At 71.5% G+C, this 20,596-nt stretch carries 23 protein-coding genes; 12 read left to right on the top strand and 11 right to left on the bottom strand.

The window, feature by feature from the left end:
• Positions 1-129: 129 nt before the first annotated feature.
• The gene (locus tag FLW16_RS39785; protein WP_142566159.1) at positions 130-780 is read right to left on the bottom strand and encodes a TetR/AcrR family transcriptional regulator; all 651 of its coding nucleotides are present in this window, start codon (positions 778-780) and stop codon (positions 130-132) included.
• Positions 781-1,300: 520 nt separating this feature from the next.
• On the opposite strand from FLW16_RS39785, the gene FLW16_RS39780 reads away from it, so the two are divergent.
• Complete coding sequence (locus FLW16_RS39780; RefSeq protein WP_260616104.1) at positions 1,301-2,434, top strand: haloalkane dehalogenase; 1,134 nt, start codon at positions 1,301-1,303, stop codon at positions 2,432-2,434.
• 44 nt (positions 2,435-2,478) lie between these two features.
• On the opposite strand, the gene FLW16_RS39775 is transcribed toward FLW16_RS39780, so the two are convergent.
• Positions 2,479-2,895 carry a DUF6223 family protein gene (locus tag FLW16_RS39775; protein ID WP_185949801.1) on the bottom strand — a complete coding sequence of 139 codons (417 nt, stop codon included), beginning with the start codon at positions 2,893-2,895 and terminating at the stop codon, positions 2,479-2,481.
• A gap of 268 nt (positions 2,896-3,163) precedes the next feature.
• Between FLW16_RS39775 and FLW16_RS39770 the strand changes: the two genes are divergently transcribed.
• Together FLW16_RS39770 and FLW16_RS39765 are read left to right on the top strand one after the other, a co-directional pair.
• Entirely contained in the window at positions 3,164-4,420 is a 1,257-nt protein-coding gene (locus tag FLW16_RS39770; RefSeq protein WP_142566158.1) for a sensor histidine kinase, read from the top strand.
• On the top strand, positions 4,417-5,112 hold the full coding sequence (locus tag FLW16_RS39765; protein ID WP_142566157.1) for a response regulator transcription factor: 696 nt from the start codon (positions 4,417-4,419) through the stop codon (positions 5,110-5,112). The genes FLW16_RS39770 and FLW16_RS39765 overlap by 4 nt, the downstream gene beginning before the upstream one ends.
• Positions 5,113-5,297: 185 nt before the next feature.
• Here the strand turns inward: FLW16_RS39765 and FLW16_RS39760 are convergent, their stop codons facing one another.
• The gene (locus tag FLW16_RS39760) at positions 5,298-5,654 is read right to left on the bottom strand and encodes a metalloregulator ArsR/SmtB family transcription factor (protein WP_142566156.1); all 357 of its coding nucleotides are present in this window, start codon (positions 5,652-5,654) and stop codon (positions 5,298-5,300) included.
• 69 nt (positions 5,655-5,723) lie between these two features.
• Here FLW16_RS39760 and FLW16_RS39755 point away from each other — a divergent pair, with 69 nt between their 5' ends.
• A complete protein-coding gene (locus tag FLW16_RS39755) occupies positions 5,724-7,703 on the top strand; it encodes a heavy metal translocating P-type ATPase (RefSeq protein ID WP_142566187.1) in 1,980 nt (659 codons plus the stop codon).
• A gap of 39 nt (positions 7,704-7,742) precedes the next feature.
• Here FLW16_RS39755 and FLW16_RS39750 read toward each other — a convergent pair whose 3' ends face one another.
• Both FLW16_RS39750 and FLW16_RS39745 read right to left on the bottom strand, forming a co-directional pair.
• On the bottom strand, positions 7,743-8,678 hold the full coding sequence (locus tag FLW16_RS39750) for a M56 family metallopeptidase (RefSeq protein WP_142566155.1): 936 nt from the start codon (positions 8,676-8,678) through the stop codon (positions 7,743-7,745).
• Positions 8,679-8,688: 10 nt separating this feature from the next.
• The gene (locus tag FLW16_RS39745) at positions 8,689-9,078 is read right to left on the bottom strand and encodes a BlaI/MecI/CopY family transcriptional regulator (protein WP_142566154.1); all 390 of its coding nucleotides are present in this window, start codon (positions 9,076-9,078) and stop codon (positions 8,689-8,691) included.
• Positions 9,079-9,209: 131 nt separating this feature from the next.
• On the opposite strand from FLW16_RS39745, the gene FLW16_RS39740 reads away from it, so the two are divergent.
• The 3 genes from FLW16_RS39740 (at position 9,210) to FLW16_RS39730 (ending at position 12,463) form a co-directional block, all read left to right on the top strand.
• Positions 9,210-9,866, top strand: coding sequence for a DedA family protein (locus FLW16_RS39740; RefSeq protein ID WP_142566153.1), 657 nt, complete (start codon positions 9,210-9,212; stop codon positions 9,864-9,866).
• A gap of 165 nt (positions 9,867-10,031) precedes the next feature.
• Positions 10,032-10,868: an undecaprenyl-diphosphate phosphatase gene (locus tag FLW16_RS39735; RefSeq protein ID WP_142566152.1), complete on the top strand. Its 837-nt coding sequence runs from the start codon at positions 10,032-10,034 to the stop codon at positions 10,866-10,868.
• A complete protein-coding gene (locus FLW16_RS39730) occupies positions 10,865-12,463 on the top strand; it encodes a glycosyltransferase family 39 protein (protein ID WP_185949800.1) in 1,599 nt (532 codons plus the stop codon). Before FLW16_RS39735 ends, FLW16_RS39730 begins: the two co-directional genes overlap by 4 nt.
• 224 nt (positions 12,464-12,687) lie before the next feature.
• Here FLW16_RS39730 and FLW16_RS39720 read toward each other — a convergent pair whose 3' ends face one another.
• The 6 genes from FLW16_RS39720 to FLW16_RS39700 all read right to left on the bottom strand — a co-directional run bounded on the left by FLW16_RS39720 (position 12,688) and on the right by FLW16_RS39700 (position 16,290).
• Positions 12,688-13,617 carry an HD domain-containing protein gene (locus tag FLW16_RS39720; protein ID WP_185949799.1) on the bottom strand — a complete coding sequence of 310 codons (930 nt, stop codon included), beginning with the start codon at positions 13,615-13,617 and terminating at the stop codon, positions 12,688-12,690.
• A 2-nt stretch (positions 13,618-13,619) separates the two neighbouring features.
• Positions 13,620-13,937 (bottom strand): PadR family transcriptional regulator, encoded by a 318-nt coding sequence (locus FLW16_RS39715; protein WP_142566149.1) that lies wholly within the window; start codon positions 13,935-13,937, stop codon positions 13,620-13,622.
• Between the two features lie 152 nt (positions 13,938-14,089).
• Entirely contained in the window at positions 14,090-14,908 is an 819-nt protein-coding gene (gene trpA, locus FLW16_RS39710) for a tryptophan synthase subunit alpha (RefSeq protein WP_142566148.1), read from the bottom strand.
• A complete protein-coding gene (locus FLW16_RS39705; protein WP_221891518.1) occupies positions 14,905-15,210 on the bottom strand; it encodes a hypothetical protein in 306 nt (101 codons plus the stop codon). The genes trpA and FLW16_RS39705 overlap by 4 nt, the downstream gene beginning before the upstream one ends.
• A 121-nt stretch (positions 15,211-15,331) precedes the next feature.
• Positions 15,332-15,496, bottom strand: coding sequence for a tryptophan biosynthesis modulator TrpM (gene trpM / locus FLW16_RS46370; protein WP_396687112.1), 165 nt, complete (start codon positions 15,494-15,496; stop codon positions 15,332-15,334).
• A 131-nt stretch (positions 15,497-15,627) separates the two neighbouring features.
• On the bottom strand, positions 15,628-16,290 hold the full coding sequence (locus tag FLW16_RS39700) for a DUF4097 family beta strand repeat-containing protein (protein ID WP_142566147.1): 663 nt from the start codon (positions 16,288-16,290) through the stop codon (positions 15,628-15,630).
• A gap of 441 nt (positions 16,291-16,731) precedes the next feature.
• Between FLW16_RS39700 and FLW16_RS39695 the strand changes: the two genes are divergently transcribed.
• The 5 genes from FLW16_RS39695 (at position 16,732) to FLW16_RS39675 (ending at position 20,322) form a co-directional block, all read left to right on the top strand.
• The gene (locus tag FLW16_RS39695; protein ID WP_142566146.1) at positions 16,732-17,145 is read left to right on the top strand and encodes a molybdopterin-binding protein; all 414 of its coding nucleotides are present in this window, start codon (positions 16,732-16,734) and stop codon (positions 17,143-17,145) included.
• A 9-nt stretch (positions 17,146-17,154) separates the two neighbouring features.
• Positions 17,155-17,973, top strand: a complete 819-nt coding sequence (modA, locus tag FLW16_RS39690) for a molybdate ABC transporter substrate-binding protein (RefSeq protein WP_260616103.1) — start codon at positions 17,155-17,157, stop codon at positions 17,971-17,973.
• A gap of 101 nt (positions 17,974-18,074) precedes the next feature.
• A complete protein-coding gene (locus FLW16_RS39685; RefSeq protein WP_221891524.1) occupies positions 18,075-18,836 on the top strand; it encodes an ABC transporter permease in 762 nt (253 codons plus the stop codon).
• Positions 18,833-19,873, top strand: a complete 1,041-nt coding sequence (locus FLW16_RS39680) for an ABC transporter ATP-binding protein (protein ID WP_142566144.1) — start codon at positions 18,833-18,835, stop codon at positions 19,871-19,873. The genes FLW16_RS39685 and FLW16_RS39680 overlap by 4 nt, the downstream gene beginning before the upstream one ends.
• A complete protein-coding gene (locus tag FLW16_RS39675) occupies positions 19,870-20,322 on the top strand; it encodes an NUDIX domain-containing protein (RefSeq protein WP_142566143.1) in 453 nt (150 codons plus the stop codon). The genes FLW16_RS39680 and FLW16_RS39675 overlap by 4 nt, the downstream gene beginning before the upstream one ends.
• The last annotated feature ends 274 nt before the right edge of the window (positions 20,323-20,596 follow it).

Below are 20,596 nucleotides of genomic sequence, written 5' to 3'. Positions count from 1 at the left end.
CGTGCGCGGTCGTGGCACGGTGGTGAGGAGGCCTGGCGTCCTGAGGTGTCTCCTGGCGGAGACCATGCCGTGCCGCGTGGTCGCGGGGTCGGCGTGCGCGACCGGGGATGGGACCGGTGACGCCGGCGGTTACGGGGCCGGCGTGGGTACGGCCGTGCCGGGCGCGGTGAGGGCGGCGAGCAGCGTCGCCGAGATGACCCGTGCGGCATCGTCGGCGTCCAGCCTGCCGGCGGCGGTGTCCTGCGCCGCGGCGTGCATCAGGCTGAACACGGTCGTGACGAGCCACCTCTTGGGCAGGTCGTCGCGGAAGGCGCCGGTGCTTCGCCCGCGATCGATGATCGTCTGGACCCGTTGCAGGGTCCGGTCGTGGACGGCCTGGATCCGCTCCGGGGGCAGTTCGCGCTGGGCGGCCTGAAGCACGGAGTGAAACTGGTGGATGATCTGCCATGAGGCGCCGACGAGCCGGGTCAGCGCCTGGCGTGGGTCACCGGTGGTGTCGGTCGCGTCGAGCGCGGCGTCGGACTGCTCCATCGTGCGCGTCAGGACGGCGTCGACGAGATCCGCCCGGGTTTTGAAGTGCCCGTAGAGCGTGACCCGGCCGACCCCCGCCGCCTTGGCGATGTCGGCGACGCTGGCGTCGGCGTCGCGGGCCAGGCAAAGCTGGGCCGCGTCCAGGATGGACCTGATGTTGCGCCGGGCGTCGGCTCGCCGCTCGGCCTGCGCCGCGGGGCGCTGCGCGGACCGCGACCTGTCACCGGAGCCGCGCGGTGTGGCTGCCATTTCCGCTCCTGCGCTCCCTGAGCCGACGTTCCCGAGCAATTCGAACAGTTTAGTTCACGTTGCCGCTGCGTACCGCTTCCTCGCCCTGACGGCGACGGCCGGAGGAGGCGGCGTGAGAAGTCCGGGCCTTCCCGGTGCCGCCCTGCGAGGACGCTAAGTCGGACGCAGATGTTCGAATTGGTGGTAGCGTCAGAAATTGAACATAGGTGTTCAACTTGACGTCGGTCGGCCTCGCCGTCGACACGCCAGGGGTGCCGTCCCGCACGGCCTCACCATGCCTGCGAACCGGAAAGAGGGTCTGTCGTGACAGATGGCGTGCGAGATTCCGGACGCGTCCGCCGCTGGCCGTACCTGCTGTGCCGGGGTACGACGGCGCACCAGGACATGGCGATGACGGCCGATCTCATCACCGTCTGAAAGCCCGAGGCCCCGCCTCGATCGATCGTGCACGACATCCCGGCCGCGTACGGCGCCGCCGGCCCACCCGGCCGACGTATCGGCCACGACCCTGAGGAACACGATGACCGCAAATCGCCCAGACGACCGCGACGACGCTCCCGCGCCGGCCTTCTTGACCCGCCGCCACATGCTCGGCGTCGGAACCGCCGCCGCGGCGAGCGGTCTGCTCCGATTCCCGCCCCCGGCGCATGACGGGCAGCCGCGATCGGCACCGGCCCCCCACGTGAAGGTGTTGCGTACGCCGGAGTCTCGATTCCGGGACCTGGCCGACTACCCGTTCGAGCCGCACTACGTCCATGTCGACGCCGGCGACGGCACCGGTGGCCGGCTGCGGATGCATTACGTCGACGAGCGGCCGCCTGACGCGGTGAAGCCGTCCGGGCAGACGATCCTGCTTCTGCATGGGGAACCGTCCTGGAGTTACCTCTACCGGCACGTGATCCCGCCGCTCGTGGCCGCCGGGCACCGCTGCATCGCCCCCGACCTGGTCGGCTTCGGCCGCTCCGACAAGCCCGCGTCCCGTTTCGCCTATACCTACCAGCGTCATGTGGACTGGCTGCGCGAAGCGGTGTTCGACAGGCTCGGCCTGCTCGATGTGACAATGGTGTGTCACGACTGGGGTGGCCTGCTGGGGCTGCGGCTGCTGGCCGAACATCCCGGCCGGTTCCGCCGCGTGGTGGCGACGAACACCTATCTTCCGACCGGGGACCAGGACGCCGGCCGGGCCTTTCACGCGTGGACGCAGTACAGTCAGCGGGCCGACCCGTTCGACGCCGGATCCGTCGTCGAGGCGGGCACGATCAGCGAGCTCAGCCCAGCGGTGAAGGCCGGATACGATGCGCCGTTCCCGGACGAGACCTATCGGCAGGGCGCCCGCCAGTTCCCCCTCCTGGTGCCCGTCACGCCCTGGGACGAGGCCACCGTTCCCAACCGCAACGCCTGGGCTGTGCTGCAAACGCTGTCCATACCGTTCCTGTGCGCGTTCAGCGACCACGTGATCCTGCTGCCGCAGGCGCCGAACACCGACGACCCGAGCTACGCCGTCCCCAATCCCGACCAGTGGTTGCGCGAGCGCATTCCGGGCGCCCAAGGCCAGCCGCACACCACCATCGCCGACGCGGGCCACTTCGTCCAGGAAGACCAGGGCCCCAGACTCGCCGCGATCGTCAACGGCTTCATCGAGTCGACCCGGTAGGGGCCGGTCGCGATCCGCCCATCGGCGCCGGCGCCGGGACCGGGTCAGGCGGTGCGGCGGGAGCGGGCCAGAGCCAGCCCACCGAGGAGCATGGCGATCGGCCCGACCACCAGGTCCACGTAGCCCCCGACTATGCCGTAGCCGGTCCCGGGGCCGCCGTCGGCGGCGGCCACAACCAGCCCGCCGATGACCGTGCAGGCAAGCCCCGCCGCCAGGGCCGCGATGGCTCCCCTTCTCCCGGTGCCGGCGCCGATACGACCCGCGGAGCGGGCCAGAGCGAGTCCGCCGATGACGACGCCGGCCAGCCCCAGCAGCCCGGCCACCACGGACCAGAGACGCCCGGCGGTCAAGGTGTAAGCACCGACGGGCTGGACCAGAACGTGCGCGGCTGCCGGTGTGGCGAGCCCCACGATTCCGAGCAGGGCGGCTGCGGCGGTGGCCGTTAGGTGACGGAGGGACATGAGGATCCTTTCGGTGGGATGACGGGAGCCGGCGGCGTGTGCGGGACGCTGACTCGGCCTATGCCGGCCGAGGCGCCGGTGCGGAGCGCCTGGGAGGGGCTTCACGGAATCGATCGTCGCGTCTCGAGGCCGCCGGGGCCTCCGGCAGAAGACGGCAGCGTCTACGCAGTTCTGCGTAGACGACTCGCACCCACGTACGCTCCCGGCGGTAGGGCGTCGCGCGTCTGGGCGCAGTGGTCCCGCACGCAGGGAACCGTAGGATCGCGGCATGGAACACCGCGTGGTGTCGTTGCGCCTGCCGGTGCCGGCGCAGGACATGTCGCTCGCGCTGTTCATCACCGTGATGCAGGTTCAGGGCACGATAGTCCGCAATGCCGGCGAGGTGGTACAGCGTCCCCTTACCGACCTCGGAAACCTGGGATATGTCCTGCTGATCGTGAGTGGTCTGGTCGTCGCCGTCCGCCGCCGGTGGCCGGTGCCGGTGTTCGTCACCGCCGCGCTCGCCAGCTTGGTGTACTACGGCCTCGACTTCCCGGACGGGCCCGGCTGGCTCGGGCTCTTCGTCGCGCTGTACACCCTCGCCGCCTACGGGGACGGGCGCCGGTCGCTGGTGATCGCCGGCGTGGGCACCTCGGTGCTCGCCATCGGCTGGCTGGTCGCCGCGGCCGACATCGAGCCACGCGCCGCCGTCGGCTGGGTGTTCTTCCGTATCGGCGCGTCGGTCATGAGCGCGGCCCTTGGCGAGTCCGTCCGGTCCCGGCAGGTCATCGCGGCCGAGGCCCAGGAGCGCGCCGAGCTGGCTGAACGGAGTCGCGAGGAGGAGGCGCGGGCGCGTGTGGACGCCGAACGGCTCCGGATCGCGCGCGAGGTCCACGACACCGTCGCGCACGCCATAGCGATCATCAACGTCCAGTCCGGTGTCACCGCGCACGTGCTCGGCAAGCGGCCGGAGGTGGCGCGCGAGGCGCTGCGCGCCATCGAGCAGACCAGTTCCCGGGCGCTGCGGGAGATGCGGGCCATCCTCGGGGTGCTCCGTGACGACGACGGGGACGACAACGAGGGGCGGGGGCCGTACCCCGGGCTGGGGCAGATCGACGAACTGGCCGCCAAGGCACGCGAGGCGGGACTCGACATCGAGGTCGAGGAGGCCTCGCCCGCGGCGCCGTTGCCCAGCGCGGTGGGCAGTGCCGCCTACCGAATCGTTCAGGAATCGATCACCAACGTGGTCCGCCACGTCGGGCCGACTCGGGTGACGGTAGCGCTGAGCCCCGGGATCGAGGCCTTGGAGATCCGCGTGACCGATGAGGGCCGCCGCGCCGCCGCAGGTCATGACTCCGCGGATCCGCGCCTGCCTGCCCCGCATCCGAGCGGCGCCGGAGGCTCGGCCAAGCCCGGCCGCGGCATCGCCGGCATGCGCGAGCGCTGCCGGCTGCTGGGCGGGGAACTCGACGCCGGGCCGCTTCCGGGCGGCGGGTTCGAAGTCAGGGCACGACTGCCCCTCGCGTCCACCGGGCCGCGCCTGTGAACGCGGCCGCTTCACCGTCGACCAACGCGCAGATCAAGGTGCTGCTCGCCGATGACGAGGGTCTCGTGCGTTCCGGGTTCAAGGTCCTGCTCGACCTCGAGGACGACATCACGGTGGTGGGGGAAGCCACCAACGGCGCCGAAGCCGTCGAACGGGCCCGTGCCGCCCGCCCCGACGTCGTCCTCATGGACATCCGCATGCCCAAGCTGGACGGGATTCAAGCCACCGCCCAGATCGCCGAGACGCGCGGGTTGGAGCAGGTCCGAGTCCTCATCCTCACCACCTACGACACCGACGAGTACGTCTTCGACGCATTGCAAGCCGGCGCCAGCGGCTTCCTGCTCAAAGACGCCGGGCCGGCCGAGCTCCTGCACGCCATCCGGGTGGTCGCCGCCGGAGACGCGCTGCTCGCGCCGCGGATCACCCGACGCCTCATCGGCCGGTTCGCCGCGCTGCGAACGGCTGCCCGGGCCGCGGAGGACCGGCTCGCGGTGCTGACCGAGCGCGAGCGCGAAGTGCTGGCCCTGGTGGGACGGGGACTGAGCAACCACGAGATCGGGGGCGAGTTGTTTCTCAGCCCGGCCACCGCGCGCACCCATGTCAGCCGTGCGATGGCGAAACTGGGTGCGCGCGACCGTGCGCAACTGGTCGTCATCGCTTATCAGACAGGGCTGGTCAGCTCTGCGATGTAAGGCACGGCCACGCCGCGTTCGCGCGGCGACGGGGCCGCACTCAGCGCGACGGCGGACTCGGCGATGACGCGGAGATCGTCCATGCTCTTACCCGGCAGGCGCGGTGCTGGACGACCGGTCTGGATGACGAGCGCGGGGATGACGGTGAGGACCTGAGGTGGCCGTCGGTGCCGTGCTTGCCGGCGTCAGGATGCGGTGCGTGCTGCGGCGGAGTCCTGGTCGCCCCGGTCGATGTGGTCGGCGTGGAACAGGCCCTCGGCCAGCAGGCGGCGCACGTGCTCGTCGGCGGCGCTGTAGTAGACGAAGGTCCCCTCGCGTCGGCCCTTGACCAGCCCGGCCAGGCGCAGCTTGGCCAGGTGCTGGCTGACCGCGGTCGGGGCGGCGCCCGCGAGCTCGGCCAGGCAGGCCACCGACGACTCGCCCTGCAGCAACGCCCACAAGATCTTGATGCGGGTGGGGTCGGACAGCAGCCGGAACGACTCGGCGGCCAGGTGCACCTGTTCCTCGTTCGGCATCTCGAAGTCGGGCAGCGAGGTGTGCATGCCGTCAGCATAGCCCCGAACCCCACTATTTGCGTAACTGCATGAGTGCGCATATAGGCTGGCAGGGTGATGACAGATCTGATGACGCGCCCGTCTTCCGGGGCGGCGGCCGCACCCGGCCGCCGATGGACGTGGTGGCGATCCGGGGCCGGATCGCTGCCCGAGGTGCGCTGGGCGATCGCCGCGACCGCCATGTTCGCCGCCGGCGGCATCTGCCAGCTGGCCGGAGCGCCCTCCTGGCTGTGGTGGGGGCTGTATCTGAGCTGCTATGCCACAGGTGGGTGGGAGCCCGGGCTGGCCGGGCTGCGGGCGCTGCGCGAGCGGACGCTGGACGTCGACCTGCTGATGGTCGCCGCGGCGATCGGCGCCGCCGCGATCGGGCAGGTCTTCGACGGTGCGCTGCTGATCGTCATCTTCGCCACCTCCGGCGCGCTGGAGGCGGTGGCGACCAAACGCACCGCCGACTCGGTGCGCACTCTGCTGACCCTCGCCCCCGAAAAGGCGACCCGGCTGGACCCGGCGGGACAAGAAGAGTTCGTCGAGACCGCCGGCCTGGCCGTCGGCGACATCATCGTGGTCAGGCCGGGGGAGCGCATCGGCGCCGACGGCCAGGTGATCGACGGGGCCAGTGACGTCGACCAGGCGACCATCACCGGCGAGAGCTTTCCGGTGGACAAGCGGGCCGGCGACGAGGTGTTCGCCGGCACCGTCAACGGCTCCGGCGTGCTGCGGGTGCGCGTGGGCCGCCCGGCCGGTGAGACGGTGATCGCCCGGATCGTGGCCATGGTCGAACAGGCCCGCGACACGAAGGCACGCACCCAGCTGTTCATCGAGAAGGTCGAGCAGCGCTACTCGCTGGTCATGGTCGCCGCCACCCTCGCGCTGTTCGCCGTTCCGCTGGCCTTGGGCCAGGACCTGCGGGGCAGCCTGCTCCGCGCGATGACCTTCATGATCGTCGCCTCGCCGTGCGCGGTGGTGCTGGCCACCATGCCGCCGTTGCTGGCCGCCATCGCCACCGCCGGCCGCCACGGCGTGCTGGTCAAGTCCGCCGTGGTCATGGAACAGCTTGCCGGCGTCACCCAGGTGGCCTTCGACAAGACCGGCACCCTCACCGAGGGCCGCCCCCACCTGACTCACATCCGCGCTCTGCCCGGCACCACCCTCGGCGAGGGCGAACTGCTCACGCTCGCCGCCGCGGCCGAGGACGGCTCGGAACACCCACTGGGCCGGGCCGTCACCGCCGCCGCCCGCGACAAGGGCCTGCACCTGCCCCCGGCCACCGGGTTCGCGGCGATGCCCGGACGGGGCGTGCGCGCCCACATCCGCGGACACCTGGTCGAGATCGGCAGCCCCGCCCACCTGCTACCCGAAGGGATCGGCGGCCCGGCCCGCGCCCTGGCGGCCGAACTGGAAGACGGCGGGCACACCGCGGTGGTGATGCTGCTGGACGGCCGCCCCGCTGCGGTGCTGGCCCTGGCCGACCGGATCCGGCCCGGCGCCGCCGACGCCGTGGCCCGCTTGACCGCCCTCACACACGCCGCGCCGGTGCTGCTGACCGGCGACAACCCCCGCGCCGCCGCCCGGCTGGCCGCCCAGACCGGCATCGCCGACGTCCGCGCCGGTCTGCTGCCCGAGCACAAGGTCGACGCCGTACGCGCACTACAGCGGCAGGGGGCACAGGTGGCTTTGGTCGGCGACGGCGTCAACGACGCCCCCGCACTGGCCACCGCACACACCGGTATCGCGATGGGCCGCACCGGCGCCGACCTGACCCTGGACGCCGCCGATGCCGTCATCACCCGCGACGAGCTGGCAACCGTACCCGCCGTGATCGCCCTGGCCCGCCGCGCCCGCCGCCTGGTCATCGCCAACCTCGTCATCGCCGCCGCGTTCATCGCCGTGCTGGTGGCCTGGGACCTGCTCGGCGACCTGCCACTGCCGCTCGGCGTAGCCGGGCACGAAGGCTCCACCGTCATCGTCGGCCTCAACGGGCTGCGCCTGTTGCGAGACGCCGCCTGGCGGCGGGCCGGAGCCCCCGGGTCTCGCTGACCGTAGTCGCAGATGGTTGCGTACGGCGCCCCGGGAGTGTCAGGCGCCGATGAGCTCCAGCAGCAGGTGCAGGTCGTGGGTGGCTTCGGAGATGGAGCAGGTGGCGGCGACGAGGACCACGCCGGCGGCGATGGTGATTGCGGGACGGTGGCGCAGGGGCGGTGCGAGCAGGGCGGCGACCCGGCGGGGCACCGGGCCCGCATCCCGCGGCAGGCCGCGACGGCCGAAAATGCCCAGGGCGTACCCCGGAAGACGGCTCCCGGCGGTGCGGGGCGCGGCCAGGGCGGCTTTGCCGAGGGTGTGGGCGACCCGGGCGCGGTCACCGGTCGCGGCGGCGGCGCGTTCGTCGGCCCAGCGTTCGACGGTGTAGGTGACGGCGGCAGCGAGCGGGCGCAGGAGTGGGTTGGCGGCGGCGCCCAGCCCGGCGAGGGCGACAAACAGGTAGTGATGGGCCGCCAGGTGGGCGCGTTCGTGGGCGAGCAGGATGTCGTGCTCACCGTCGTCCAGCAGGTGCAGCATGCCGGTGGACACCACGACGCGTCCGGGCAGCCCCGGCAGAGCGTACGCGTCGGGGGTTTCGTCCTCGATGACGACCAGGCCGTCGTGGGCGGGCATGCAGGCGGCCTGCTGGGCCGCGGCGGCCAGTGAGCGGGCGCGGGTCCACAGCATCCGGGCGGCGGCGAGTACGGCGCCGCCGAGCAGAAGGCCCGCGACCACGGCGACCGGCAGGCGGGTGGGGTCGTCCCGCTGGACGGCGTGGACCGACCAGTGGCCCAGGTCGGCGAGCAGGGGGATGCGGATCAGCCCGGTGACGGCCAGCAGGCCCAGCGAGAGGGTGCTCGCCGCGCCCAGCACCAATGCCGAGACGGTGAGCAGCCAGGTCGCCAGGCGGGGTTCGCACCGTTCTGACAGGACTCGCGCGCCGAGCGGGGCCAGCAGCGACAGCAGCAGCGGAAGATAGACGGCGATGCGCATCCCGAGTCCTCTACCGCCCGTCGTGCGGGTCGGACCCGAGCAGCCGGCGCAGCAGGTCGGCGTCGGAGGGGGACAGGCCGTCGGCGAAACGGGCGAGCACGGCCTGACGGTCGGGCCGTTCCTCAAGAACGCTGCGCATGCGGCGGGCGGCGAATCCGTCCTCGTCCGTGACGGGGGCGTAAGCGTAGGCCCGGCCGCGCGGATGCCGGACGAGCAACTGCTTGGCGTACAAGCGGGTGAGGATGGTCACCACCGTGCTGTAGGTCAGCCCGCCGCCGAGACGCTCGGCGACCTCTCCGGGGGTCAGCGCGGTGCCGGCGTGCAGCAGCACGTCGAGGATCTCGGCCTCGCGCTCCCCGTTGGCGCGCCTGGGGCCTCGTCCTTGTGGAGTGGCGCTCATGGGTTGTCGTTTTCCTTGCCCATCTTTTACAGTCGTGTAGAACTTCTACGGCGGTGTAAAAGTCGCCGTGCTCCGAGTGTGCCATGCGCCCTGTCCCAGCGGACAGGGGCAGGCAGGGAAAGGACCGCCGAATGTCGCAGGCGTTCAATCCGCTGGATGCCACCTCGCTGCTGACGGCCTTCGGAGCCGCGGGCGTGTTCGTGGTGCTGTTCGCCGAGACCGGCCTGCTGATCGGGTTCTTCCTGCCTGGAGACTCGCTGCTGTTCACCGCGGGTCTGCTGTGCGCCACCACGGTCGGCGGCGTCCGCCTTTCCCTGCCGGCGGTGCTGATCGCCGCAGCCTTGGGGGCGCTGCTCGGCGCGCAAACCGGCTACGTGATCGGCCGTCGTGTGGGCCCGGCTCTGCTGGGCCGTACCCGGAACCAGCATCTGCTGCGCGGCGCGGCACGGGCCGAGGTCCTGCTCGGCCGCTATGGCCACGGGAAGGCGGTTTTCCTGGCCCGGTTCATCCCTCTGGTGCGAACCGTGCTCAACCCGCTCGCCGGGGTGGTCGCCGTGCCGGCGCGCACCTTCACGCTCTGGCAGGTTCTCGGCGGGCTGGTGTGGACGGTCGGCCTCGTGCTCGCCGGATACGCGTTGGGGGCCAGCGTCCCCAACGTCGACCGCTACCTGTTGCCCCTGATCGGCGTGATCGTCGCCGTCTCGCTGCTGCCACTCGCTCTGGAGGCGCTGCGGAGCCGCCGCCGTACCCGCCCCACGGCGCAGCGGACCCGTGAGCACAGTTCGTAGCCGGACTCTCACCGTCTTCGATGGCGCGACGGCATACGTGCCGCTTCGGCCCGCCGTCCGCCGAGCGCCCGGTGAGGAGAAGCCCGTCGGCCCATGCCGCGTACTCGCGCCCGCCTCTTGCCGTTTCGTCTTTGTCCCTTCCCGTGAGAAAGAGCCGGACCGCCGATGAGTGATATCAGTCTCCTGCAGGCCGTGGTGCTCGGCGTCGTCGAAGGGGTGACCGAGTTCCTGCCGGTCTCCTCCACCGGCCACCTGAAAATCGCCGAGGGCCTGATGGGCGTCCCAGTGGACGACGCCGCAGTGGTCGCCTTCACCGCGGTGATCCAGGTCGGGGCGATCGCCGCCGCGCTGGTCTACTTCTTCCCCGACATCGTCCGCATCGTCTCCGCCTGGTTTCGCGGCCTGTTCCGGTCGGCGGAGCGGCAGGACCGCGACTACGCCTTCGCCTGGTGGGTCATCTGCGCCACGATCCCGATCGTGGTCGTGGGGCTTGCCGCCAAGCCGCTCATTGAGGGCCCGCTCGCCTCGCTGTGGGTGGTGGCCGGCTCGCTGCTGGCCGGCAGCGCGGTGATGTGGCTCGCCGACCGGATGGGCCGCCACAAGCGCGGCGAGGCCGACACCGGCTTGAAGGACGCCATGCTGGTGGGCTCCTCGCAGATTCTCGCCCTCCTGTTCCCCGGCTTCTCCCGCTCAGGAGCGACGATGTCCACCGCCCTCCTCCTGGACCTGGACAGGGTCGCGGCCACCCGGCTGTCGTTCCTCCTCGGGATCCCCGCTCTGACGGGGGCCGGTCTGTACGAGCTCAAGGACGCCGTCGGCGCCGGGATCGGCGTGGCGTCACTGGTGGTGGGCACGGCGGTGTCCTTCGTCGTCGCCTACGCCTCCATCGCCTGGCTGCTGCGGTACGTCGCCCGGCACTCGTTCAACGCCTTCGTGGTCTACCGGATCGTCGTCGGGGTGGCGCTGTTCGCGCTGCTGGGCGCCGGAGTGGTCCACGCATGACCGTACGGGTCGCCTGGCACCGGCGGATCCCATGGCTCGCCCTGGTGGCCGCCTGCTACGGGGCGGCCCAGCTGGCGCTCGCCGCGCCGCATCTCGGGCTCGGCTGGGACGAGACGGTGTACCTGTCCCAGGTCGACCCACGTAACCCGGCCGCCTACTTCAGCGCGCCGCGTTCGCGGGGCATCAGCTTCCTGGTGGCCCCCGTGCTGGCCGTCACCGGCTCCACCCCCGTGATCAGGACCGTGCTGGCACTGCTGTCGGCCGCCGCGCTCTATGCGGCGTACCGCGTCTGGCGGCCGCTGCTCGGGCCCCGCAGGACCGCGCTTGCCGCCCTGCTGTTCGCGGGCCTGTGGACCACCGTGCTGTACGGGCCGCAAGCCATGCCCAACCTGTGGGTGGCGCTGTCGGCAGTGGCCGCGGTCGGCTGGTTCCTGCGCGCCCATCGGCCAGGCGCGTCCGGGGCCGTGCTCCTCGGCCTGGGCGGCGCCGTCGCGGTAGCCACGCTTTTCCGCTTCTCCGACGGCGTCTGGCTCGCGGCGCCGCTGCTGGCCGCCTGCGCGGCGGTGCCCGCCTGGCGGCGCCCGGCCCCCGCCCTCGCCGTCGCGACCGGGCTCGCCGCGGGAGGCGCCCAGTGGATCACCGAGGCGTACGTACGGTGGGGCGGCATCGGCGCCCGCCTGCACGCCTCCAGCGCCACGGAGGGCGGCATGGGCCTGCACTGGGCCGGTGGCGACGCCTGGCGCAGCCTCAACGGACCCCTGCTGTGCCGTCCCTGCACCGTCCCGCTGACCCACCCGGAATTCACGTCGTGGTGGCTGGCTCTTCCCGTGCTCGCGCTGGCAGCATGCGCGGTGGCCCTGCGCGCCGGGCGGCCTGCGGAAACCGTGCTGCCCGTCGCGTGCGCCGCCGCGCTGAGCGTCCCCTACCTCGTCCTCATCGACTACTCCGCGCCGCGCTTCTTCCTGCCCGTCTACGCCCTGCTTGCCCTGCCCGTCGCCACCCTGGCCGGCCGTACGGTGCGAGCCGGCCGCTCGGCCCCCGCGCGTGGCGCCGTCGCCGGCGTCCTCGCCGCGCTGCTGGTCGTGCACCTGACAGTGCAGTGCGAGGTTCTCCAGGAGAGGGCCGCCGACGCACGAGCCACCTCCGACCGCTACCAGGCGGTCGCCGACGGCCTGCGCCGCCTCGGCCTGCACCCGCCCTGCCTGGTCACCGGCAGCCACTCCCAGCCGATCGGCTACTACGCCGGCTGCGCCTCCGCCGACGTCAGCGGCAACAACCGCAACACCACAGAAGCCGCCCTGCTGCGCCGCGCGGACACCGAACTCACCGCCGCCCTCGCCAGAACACGCTCCGGGCCTCCCGGCTACGCCCGTGGTTGGTCCGCCCACCGGCTCCGGGGCACCGGATACACCGCCTACCTTCCCCCACCGGAGGCGGCCGGCCCGCCGAGCAGCGCCCGCAGGGTGGCGGCCTCACCGGCCAGCATGCCGGGGTCGTCGCCGGGGACGAACTCGAGGGCGGTGCCGATCCTCCTGCCGGTCGACGCCGGCATGCCCACGACCGCCCGCCACAGCGCCGCGTCCATCAGCGCTTGACGGCAGGCCCCGGTGGAGTAGGCGGCGTCGCCGAAGACCTCCACCGGGCTGGTCTCTTCGGCGAGCAGGTCCACAGCGGTGGCCGCCGGATCGCGGCGATCAATTGGGCGACAGTGTCCTGGGTGGCCACCGCATCGTCCAGCACCGCCGAATCCCTGGACAGCAACCACTGTGGCCTCATCCCGCGAAGAACGAGACCACAACGCAAGATCTTCAGTGGCCTTCTAGCCGCTCTCGCTGTCGCGTTTCCGCTCAAGGCCGAGATGGATCCGGATCCTGATGATCAGTGTGGACAGAGCGGGAGGGATGGTCAGAACGAAGGCGAACGCGTCGGCGAGGCTTGAGCGGCCCATCTGGTAGGTCAGCCAGGCAAGGGAAGGCGCGAGAACGAGCCATGGCCGGCCACGGGTCGCAAATGCGGGAGTGAGAACCTTTCGGATCAGGACGCGCGCATGGGGGCGCCAGAGAAGGACCGCCATGCCAGGCACACCGCGGAGCGTTTCGAGGATGTAGGCGCCTCGGCGAGTGTCCACTTCAGCGAACTGGACCGACCATTCCCTCAGATAACGGCTGCGCGCGGACGGGGGAAAGACCATAGATGCCGCACGTACCGTCATGAACCCCGGGCCTGGATCCAGCCGTTCGTGGGCCAAGCACTCCAGCTCGACGGCGATGGGCTCCAGACCGAGTCGCCGCGCCACGGGCACGAACCATCCCAACGTGTCCAGGCTCTTGAGGCGCTGCTTCTGGCGTGGCAGATACTCGATCGTCCGCATGTTGTGCAGACGGTCGAAGAGCTTGAGGAGCAGGACCCGCCGGTCGCACGGCATCGGCCGGCCCGGATCCACGGCCATGGCAGAAGCCACGAGTCCCGCGATCTCGGCGCCGAACTCCGCGTGCAGGACGTGGAGGTCGTACCCCGTGGCCACGAGGTCGTGAAGCAGGGCCGCACAGACGGTCGCCGCGTCGGCCTTCGCCGTCGCGGCCAGCGACGCGACCTCGATGGGGTGCGTGATGTACGGGTCACCGCTATGGCGGAGCCGGCCATCATGGTGCTTCGCCGCGCGCTGGTAGGCCAGATCGACCAGCTCCAGGTCACCGTCGCCGAAGCGATCCTCAAGCCGGCTGAGCAGTGGTCCGATCGTCGTCTCCACGGTCATGCCCCCTGCGTTCCGAGCCGGGCGCGAAGGCCGCCTCTCAACCGAGCGCGAGCAGCCCGTTCCACCTTCTCGCGGGCCCGTACGGCGCCTTCTTCTGTCAGGCGGTAGTACCTGCGCGGTGGACGCCCGGCGCGCTCGTCCGAGTCCGGGTACTCCCACCGGCTCTCCAACCACCCGTACGCTTCCAGGTCCATCAGTCGCTGGTAGAGCGTTCCGTTCGCCAGCCCGGTGGCCGCGCGTAATTCCAGCCCGTAGAACTCCCTGTCCGGTTCCGCGAGGAAGATTCCGATCACTTTCACGGTCGGGCCAGTCATGCGGGGCTTATCCGACATATGTCGATGTTGCGCCTTCCGCTCGTTCTCGCCTATAGCCGCGCGATGAGCCCCGCCTTACCCGGTATCGCAGCCCGCAGCGCTGAGGTGCGACTTTCGCCTGGCGGGCGAGCGCGCCATGACACCCATGCCGGTCAATCCGCGTGCCGACGGGTTGCCCGGCTGAGCTCGGCGGTGAGTTCCGCCACGGCCGCGGTTCCCGCGGCGGCATCGGGTGCGTCGAGCATGGCCTTGACCAGTACGGACGCGACGATCACGCCGTCGGCGAAGCGAGCCACCCGGGCAGCCTGCGCCGCGTCGGAAATCCCGATTCCGACGCAGACGGGGAGTTCGGTGGTCGCCCTGATGCGCCGCACCAGCGAGCCGGCGGCGGTGCCGACAGCGTCCCGGACGCCGGTGACTCCCATCAGCGATGAGGCGTAGACGAACCCTGTCCCTGCCGCGGTGAGTTCCCGCAGCCGCTCGTCGGTGGTATTCGGCGCGGCCACGAAGACGGTGGCGAGGCCATACCTGGCCGCGGTTTCGCGCCACAGCGCCGACTCCTGTACGGGCAGGTCGGGAAAGATGCATCCTGCGCCGCCTGCCTCGGCCAGCTCGCTGCCGAAGCGCTCGGCGCCGTACTTGTCGATCGGGTTCCAGTAGGACATGACCAGGACCGGCTTGCCGGTCGCCTGGTATGCCTCTCGCACGGTGCGGATGACGTCGGCGATCCGGAAGCCGGCGCGCAGGGCGATGTCGTCGGCGGCCTGGATGACCGGCCCGTCGAGTACCGGGTCGCTGTGCGGCAGGCCGATCTCGACGATGTCGGCTCCGCTGTTCAGCATCGCCCGGGTCGCGGCGATGCCGTCGTCGACGGTCGGAAAGCCGGCTGTCATGTACGTGATGAGCGCGGCCCGGTTCTCTTGCTTCGCCCGGGCCAGCGTGTCGGCCAGAAGCCGCAGGTTTCCGCTCACTTCCGCGCTCCCTCCGCCCCGGCGGCGTCGGTGACCGGGCGGAATTCGCCGCGCCCGGTGGCGTGCCTGGCGAATCCGGGGACTTCGGTGAGCACGCTCGGACGGCCTGCGTAGTGGGCGGGCAGTTGCTCGAACTCCGCGGCGAACCCGGGATCCGCCTTGGCCTTCTCGTACTCGGCGGCGACCTCGTCCACGGCGGCGACAAGCGCCTCCGGGATGAACGTGCCGCCGAACGCCCCGAAACATCCGTCCCCGCTGGGGGATTCGTCCGGCAACGCCGGGAAGAAGAATTTGCTGCTCATCGCACATACGCTCCTGGCGCGGGCCACGCCCGGCTCTAGGCGGCTGGTAAGGAAGCTTGAGTAAGCCTCGTCGTCCCGGATTCCGGGACGGGAACGGCGGAACCGAGGAGAGCGATCTCGCTCAGATACCTCGCACGGCACGGGGGGTGCCGGACCACCGCATCCCGTTCACCTGACCGGCCTCGGCACCGAGCACATACCGCACCTTGCGTCCGAGCACGCGCCGCGCCGGGGCCCGGCAACCGCGCGGCCGGCACCCGGGGGCGAGGCGGATGGCGATGGACACAGCAGGATGCTATCCCGCGGTCCGGGGCCGGGCCATGGTGCGGCCGATGGTGCGGCCGATGGTGCGGCCGCGGGCACCGGCCCTCCGGCCGCAGGGACAGCGGTGAGCCGACCTGGCCAACCGGTAGGTCGTCACAGGCTGCGGGCGGTGATGTCGCCGCTGGAGGTGGTGGCGTGGATGTCGAGTTCGGCGGTGCCGTCGTTCTTGAGGGCGTTGGTGATGCGGCCGTGGGTGGTGCCGGCGTCCAGGGCGGCCGAGACTCCGCCGGCAGCGGCGATCGAGATGTCGCCCGACTGGGTGCGGAGCACGACCTTGCCGCCGGTGGCCTCGGCGATCCGGATGTCGCCCCGTGCGGTGCTGATCTCCGCCGGGCCGCCCAGCCGGCCGACCTCGACGTCTCCGTCGGTCGCGGTGAGGTGGAGGCGTGCGGTCTCGTCGAGCCTGATCTGGCGGTACGCGCCTTCGAAGGCGACGTCGCCCAGGCGCCCGACGGTCCGGAGCTCGGCGCTGGCCGTCTTCGCCTCGACCTGGGAACCGGCGGGCAGCTCGACCGTCACGTCGACGGATCCGGAGGGGCCGAGGTACTGGTTCTTCACCGAGGTCTCGATGCGCAGGACGCCGTCGGCGTATTCGACCGTGGTCTGCTCGGCCGTCTTCACGTCGCGGCTCTTCGAGGCGTTCGCGGGCCGGACCTCGACCACGGTGTCGGCCCGGTCGGCGGCGATGATCTGGACGCGTCCCGCGGGGATGTTCAGGACGGCGGAGATCGGGGCGGGGGTGTCGAACTTCTGCATGATGTGCTCCTTGTGGGGTGTTCTTTCGATGTCCACCATCGCCGACCGCGCTGATACCGGGCTGTCGCCGTCCTGACGCCGCCACTGACATACGACGTACGCGAGGTGTGCCGGAGAGCGGGCCGCCCAGTGGCAGGCGCATGGGGGAGGCGAGGTCGTCGTTCCCGTCCGGCGGGGACCGGCGCCGCTTCGGGCGTCGCCCGGACGGTGAAGGATGGCCCGGCGGCAGTAGCGGTGACGGCGGCGGTGGCCGTGGGGTGAGCGTGGTCAGCGGCACGGCCGCGAGCACCGACGTGGCGCCCCGGCGGCGCACGGAGCCCACCCCGATGGGGTGCGTGCTCTCAGATCTCGTGAATGCCATGAGAACTACGTGGGCCGGATCGCTCCTGCTATGACAGAGAGGTATTCAGGCTGGAATGTGCGAAAGGTAAGGTGAGGTCTGTGACGACGTTTCGGATCAGCGAGGCCGCCGCGTTGCTCGGGGTCAGCTCCGACACCGTCCGCCGGTGGGTGGACGCGGGCCGGCTGGCCGCGGTACGGGACGAGCACGGCCACCGGCAGATCAGCGGGGCCGACCTGGCCGCCTTCGCCCGATCGCAGGTCGAGGCGACCGGCGACGGCAGGCGGTCCTCGGCGCGTAACCGCTTCCGCGGGATCGTCACCGAGGTCATCAGGGACGCGGTGATGGCTCAGGTGGAGATCGCCGCCGGGCCGTTTCGGGTGGTGTCGCTGATGAGCCGGCAGGCCGCCGACGAGCTGGGCCTGGAGGCGGGGGTGGTGGCGGTCGCCGTGATCAAGTCCACCAACGTCGTCGTCGAGATTCCCGGTCACGAGCGCGTGGCCACTACTCCATGAGGAGCTCCCTTGGTGTTCAGGCGTCTTTCGCGATGGGCGGTCGCCGTGCCGGTCGCGTTGATGATCGCCGGGCTGTCCGGTTGCGGCTCGAGTGATACGGCCGGGTCCACGTCGTCCGCTCCCGCTGCGACCTCGGCCGCCGCTGGGGCCAAGGAGGTGAACGTGTTCGCGGCCGCGTCGCTGACCGAGACGTTCACCGAGCTCGGCAGGACCTTCGAGGCCGCCCACCCGGGTACGACGGTGAAGTTCAACTTCGGTTCCAGCGCGACGCTGGCCCAGCAGATCGTCCAGGGAGCTCCGGCCGACGTGTTCGCCGCGGCCAGCCCGGCCACGATGAAGACCGTCACCGACGCGTCGCTGGCGAGCGGGCCGACCACCTTCGCGCGTAACAAGCTGGAGATCGCCGTACCGAAGGACAACCCGGCCAAGGTGGACGAGCTGAAGGACCTGACCGATCCCAAGGTGAAGGTGGCGTTGTGCGCCGAGCAGGTGCCGTGCGGGGCGGCGGCCGTCAAGGCGCTGGACGCGGCCGGGCTGAAGGTCACGCCGGTCACCCTGGAGCAGGACGTCAAGGCCACGCTGACCAAGGTCGAGCTGGGCGAGGTGGACGCCGCCCTGGTCTACACGACCGACGTGATCGCCGCGGCGGGCAAGGTGCGGGGCGTCGCCTTCCCCGAGGCGGACAAAGCGATCAACGACTATCCGATCGCGACCTTGTCGAACGCTCCCGCCGGCGACGTGGCCAAGCAGTTCGTCGATCTCGTGCTGTCGCAGCAGGGCAAGGACGTGCTGACCAAGGCCGGCTTCGAGGCCCCCGGACCGGCATGACCTCTTCGCAGGCGCGGCGCCCCGGCCGCTCGGACACACCCGGCGGCGGTGCGGCCGGCCACTCGGCCGCCCGCCGTGAGGTCTCCGGTCGTCTGCCGTGGATGCTGGTCCTACCGGCCGTGGTGGGGCTGGCCTTCCTGGTGCTGCCGCTGGCCGGGCTGCTGATCCGGGCGCCCTGGTCCACGCTGCTCCAGCGGCTGGCCGAGCCGCAGGTGCTGGAGGCGTTGCGGCTGTCGCTGGTGTGCGCCACCGCCGCCACGGCCGTCTGCGTGCTGTTCGGGGTGCCGCTGGCATGGCTGCTGGCCCGGGTCGAGTTCCCGGGCCGGCGGGTGGTGCGGGCACTGGTGACCGTGCCGCTGGTCCTGCCGCCGGTGGTGGGCGGGGTGGCGCTGCTGCTGGTGCTGGGGCGGCGCGGGCTGGTCGGGCAGTGGCTGGAGTCCGCCTTCGGGATCACGCTGCCCTTCACGACCGCCGGCGTGATCGTCGCCGAGGCGTTCGTGGCCATGCCGTTCCTGGTGATCAGCGTCGAGGGGGCGCTGCGCGCCGCGGACCGGCGGTTCGAGGAGGCCGCCGCCACGCTGGGCGCCTCCCGCTGGACCGTCTTCCTGCGGGTCACCCTGCCGCTCATCATGCCCGGCGTCGTGGCCGGAGCGGTGTTGTGCTGGGCGCGGGCGCTCGGTGAGTTCGGCGCCACCATCACCTTCGCCGGCAACTTCCCCGGCACCACCCGTACGATGCCGCTGGCCGTTTATCTGGCGCTGGAAACCGAGCCCGACGCGGCCATCGTGCTCAGCCTGGTCCTGCTGGCCGTCTCGGTGGTCATCCTGGCCAGCCTGCGCGATCGGTGGGTGAACAGCCCATGACCACCGACGGCCTGCGGGCGACCCTGGTCGTCCACCGATCCGCCTTCACCCTGGACATCACGCTCGACGTCGCACCAGGAGAGGTCGTCGCGCTGCTCGGGCCGAACGGCGCGGGCAAGACCACCGCGCTGCGCGCCCTGGCCGGGCTGACCGCCATGTCCGGCGGGCACATCAGCCTGGACGGCCGGCCGCTGCACAGCGTGCCCCCCGAGCAGCGCCCGATCGGCATGGTCTTCCAGGACTACCTGCTTTTCCCGCACCTGTCCGCGCTCGACAACGTCGCCTTCGGGCCCCGCTGTCAGGGCGTCCCCAAAGCCGAGGCGCGCCGCGTCGCCGCGGCACTGCTGGAGCGCGTCGGCCTGGCCGACCGGGCGGCGGCCAAGCCTCGTCAGCTGTCCGGCGGGCAGGCACAGCGCGTCGCCCTCGCCCGGGCGCTGGCCGTACGGCCCCGGCTGATGCTGCTGGACGAGCCGCTGGCCGCGCTGGACGCGCACACCCGGCTGGAGATCCGCTCCCAGCTGCGCCGCCACCTGGCCGACTTCGACGGCGCCACCGTGCTGGTCACGCACGACCCGCTCGACGCGATGGTGCTGGCCGACCGGCTGGTCGTCGTCGAGGCCGGCGGCATCGTCCAGCAGGGCACCCCCGCCGAGGTCGCCCGCCGTCCGCGCACCGACTACGTGGCCCGCCTCGTCGGGCTCAACCTCTACCGCGGGCTCGGCGACGGCGCCCGGGTCAAGGTCGGCGAACTGCTGCTGCACACCTCCGAACAGCTCGACGGGTCCGCGTTCGTGGCCTTCTCGCCCGCCGCCGTGGCCCTCTATCGCACCCGCCCCGACGGCAGCCCCCGCAACCTGTGGCAGGCCACGATCGGCGGCATCGAGCGGCACGGCGACAACGTCCGCGTCCACCTCGACGGCCCGATCACCGCCTTCGCCGACATCACCCCCGCGGCCCTGGCCGACCTCCGGCTGAGCCCGGGTCAGCGGATCTGGGCCTCGGTCAAAGCCACCGAGACCCACGCCTACCCGGCATGAGCAATGACCGAAACCTGTCCCTCTGCCCCGACTACAGGAGCACCACGGTGAACAGCATCATCGACAAGATCGCCTGGATCCACCTGGACGACGGCAAGATCCTCAGCACCCGATCACGAGGCAAGAACGCCTACTACATCCCCGGCGGCAAACGCGAACCCGGCGAAAGCGACCTCGACACCCTCGTCCGCGAGATCGACGAGGAACTCTCCGTCACCATCGTCCCCGCCACCGCCACCCACGTGGGCACCTACCAGGCCCAGGCACACGGCCACGCCGAGGGCATCACCGTACGGATGACCTGCTACACCGCCGACCATCACGGCGTGCCGGCGCCCAGCAGCGAGATCGAGGAAATCACCTGGCTGAGCTACGCCGACCGCGACCGCGTGTCCCCGGTCGACCAGATCATCTTCGATCACCTGCACCAGGCCGGACAACTTCACTGACTCGGCAACACCCCAACCGATCCACAGGTATCGACTGTCGCCGCGTGACGCGGGCGGGCCCGGTCGTGCACCGAGCCCGCCGTTCCAGATCCACCCGGTCCTGATGCGGTGTACGTGGCCGCGAACGTCCCGGGCAGGCGTCATGCGGTCAGCGCTGCAGGGTCAGCAGGCCCGGCCGGTAGGGCAGGAGGCCGTAGTCGCCGCCGGAGCTGGGGCTGCGGCCCTGGTAGAGCAGCTGCAGGTTGCAGGGGTCGACGGTCTTGGTCTGGTCGGG

The sequence above is a fragment of the Microbispora sp. KK1-11 genome (genome assembly GCF_006874435.1).
Lineage (GTDB): Bacteria > Actinomycetota > Actinomycetes > Streptosporangiales > Streptosporangiaceae > Microbispora > Microbispora catharanthi.
This window is presented reverse-complemented; position numbering and strand designations above follow the sequence as displayed.

Excerpts from the sequence above, each read along its gene's own strand:
- FLW16_RS39700 (WP_142566147.1), bottom strand. The coding sequence starts at position 16,290 with ATGCAGAAGTTCGACACCCCCGCCCCGATCTCCGCCGTCCTGAACATC.
- FLW16_RS39685 (WP_221891524.1), top strand. The coding sequence starts at position 18,075 with ATGCTGGTCCTACCGGCCGTGGTGGGGCTGGCCTTCCTGGTGCTGCCG.
- FLW16_RS39675 (WP_142566143.1), top strand. The coding sequence starts at position 19,870 with ATGAGCAATGACCGAAACCTGTCCCTCTGCCCCGACTACAGGAGCACC.
- FLW16_RS39770 (WP_142566158.1), top strand. The coding sequence starts at position 3,164 with ATGGAACACCGCGTGGTGTCGTTGCGCCTGCCGGTGCCGGCGCAGGAC.
- FLW16_RS39740 (WP_142566153.1), top strand. The coding sequence starts at position 9,210 with ATGTCGCAGGCGTTCAATCCGCTGGATGCCACCTCGCTGCTGACGGCC.
- FLW16_RS39735 (WP_142566152.1), top strand. The coding sequence starts at position 10,032 with ATGAGTGATATCAGTCTCCTGCAGGCCGTGGTGCTCGGCGTCGTCGAA.
- FLW16_RS39780 (WP_260616104.1), top strand. The coding sequence starts at position 1,301 with ATGACCGCAAATCGCCCAGACGACCGCGACGACGCTCCCGCGCCGGCC.
- FLW16_RS39705 (WP_221891518.1), bottom strand. The coding sequence starts at position 15,210 with ATGAGCAGCAAATTCTTCTTCCCGGCGTTGCCGGACGAATCCCCCAGC.
- FLW16_RS39785 (WP_142566159.1), bottom strand. The coding sequence starts at position 780 with ATGGCAGCCACACCGCGCGGCTCCGGTGACAGGTCGCGGTCCGCGCAG.
- FLW16_RS39755 (WP_142566187.1), top strand. The coding sequence starts at position 5,724 with ATGACAGATCTGATGACGCGCCCGTCTTCCGGGGCGGCGGCCGCACCC.
- FLW16_RS39775 (WP_185949801.1), bottom strand. The coding sequence starts at position 2,895 with ATGTCCCTCCGTCACCTAACGGCCACCGCCGCAGCCGCCCTGCTCGGA.
- FLW16_RS39760 (WP_142566156.1), bottom strand. The coding sequence starts at position 5,654 with ATGCACACCTCGCTGCCCGACTTCGAGATGCCGAACGAGGAACAGGTG.
- FLW16_RS39750 (WP_142566155.1), bottom strand. The coding sequence starts at position 8,678 with ATGCGCATCGCCGTCTATCTTCCGCTGCTGCTGTCGCTGCTGGCCCCG.
- FLW16_RS39680 (WP_142566144.1), top strand. The coding sequence starts at position 18,833 with ATGACCACCGACGGCCTGCGGGCGACCCTGGTCGTCCACCGATCCGCC.
- FLW16_RS39730 (WP_185949800.1), top strand. The coding sequence starts at position 10,865 with ATGACCGTACGGGTCGCCTGGCACCGGCGGATCCCATGGCTCGCCCTG.
- FLW16_RS39715 (WP_142566149.1), bottom strand. The coding sequence starts at position 13,937 with ATGACTGGCCCGACCGTGAAAGTGATCGGAATCTTCCTCGCGGAACCG.
- FLW16_RS39745 (WP_142566154.1), bottom strand. The coding sequence starts at position 9,078 with ATGAGCGCCACTCCACAAGGACGAGGCCCCAGGCGCGCCAACGGGGAG.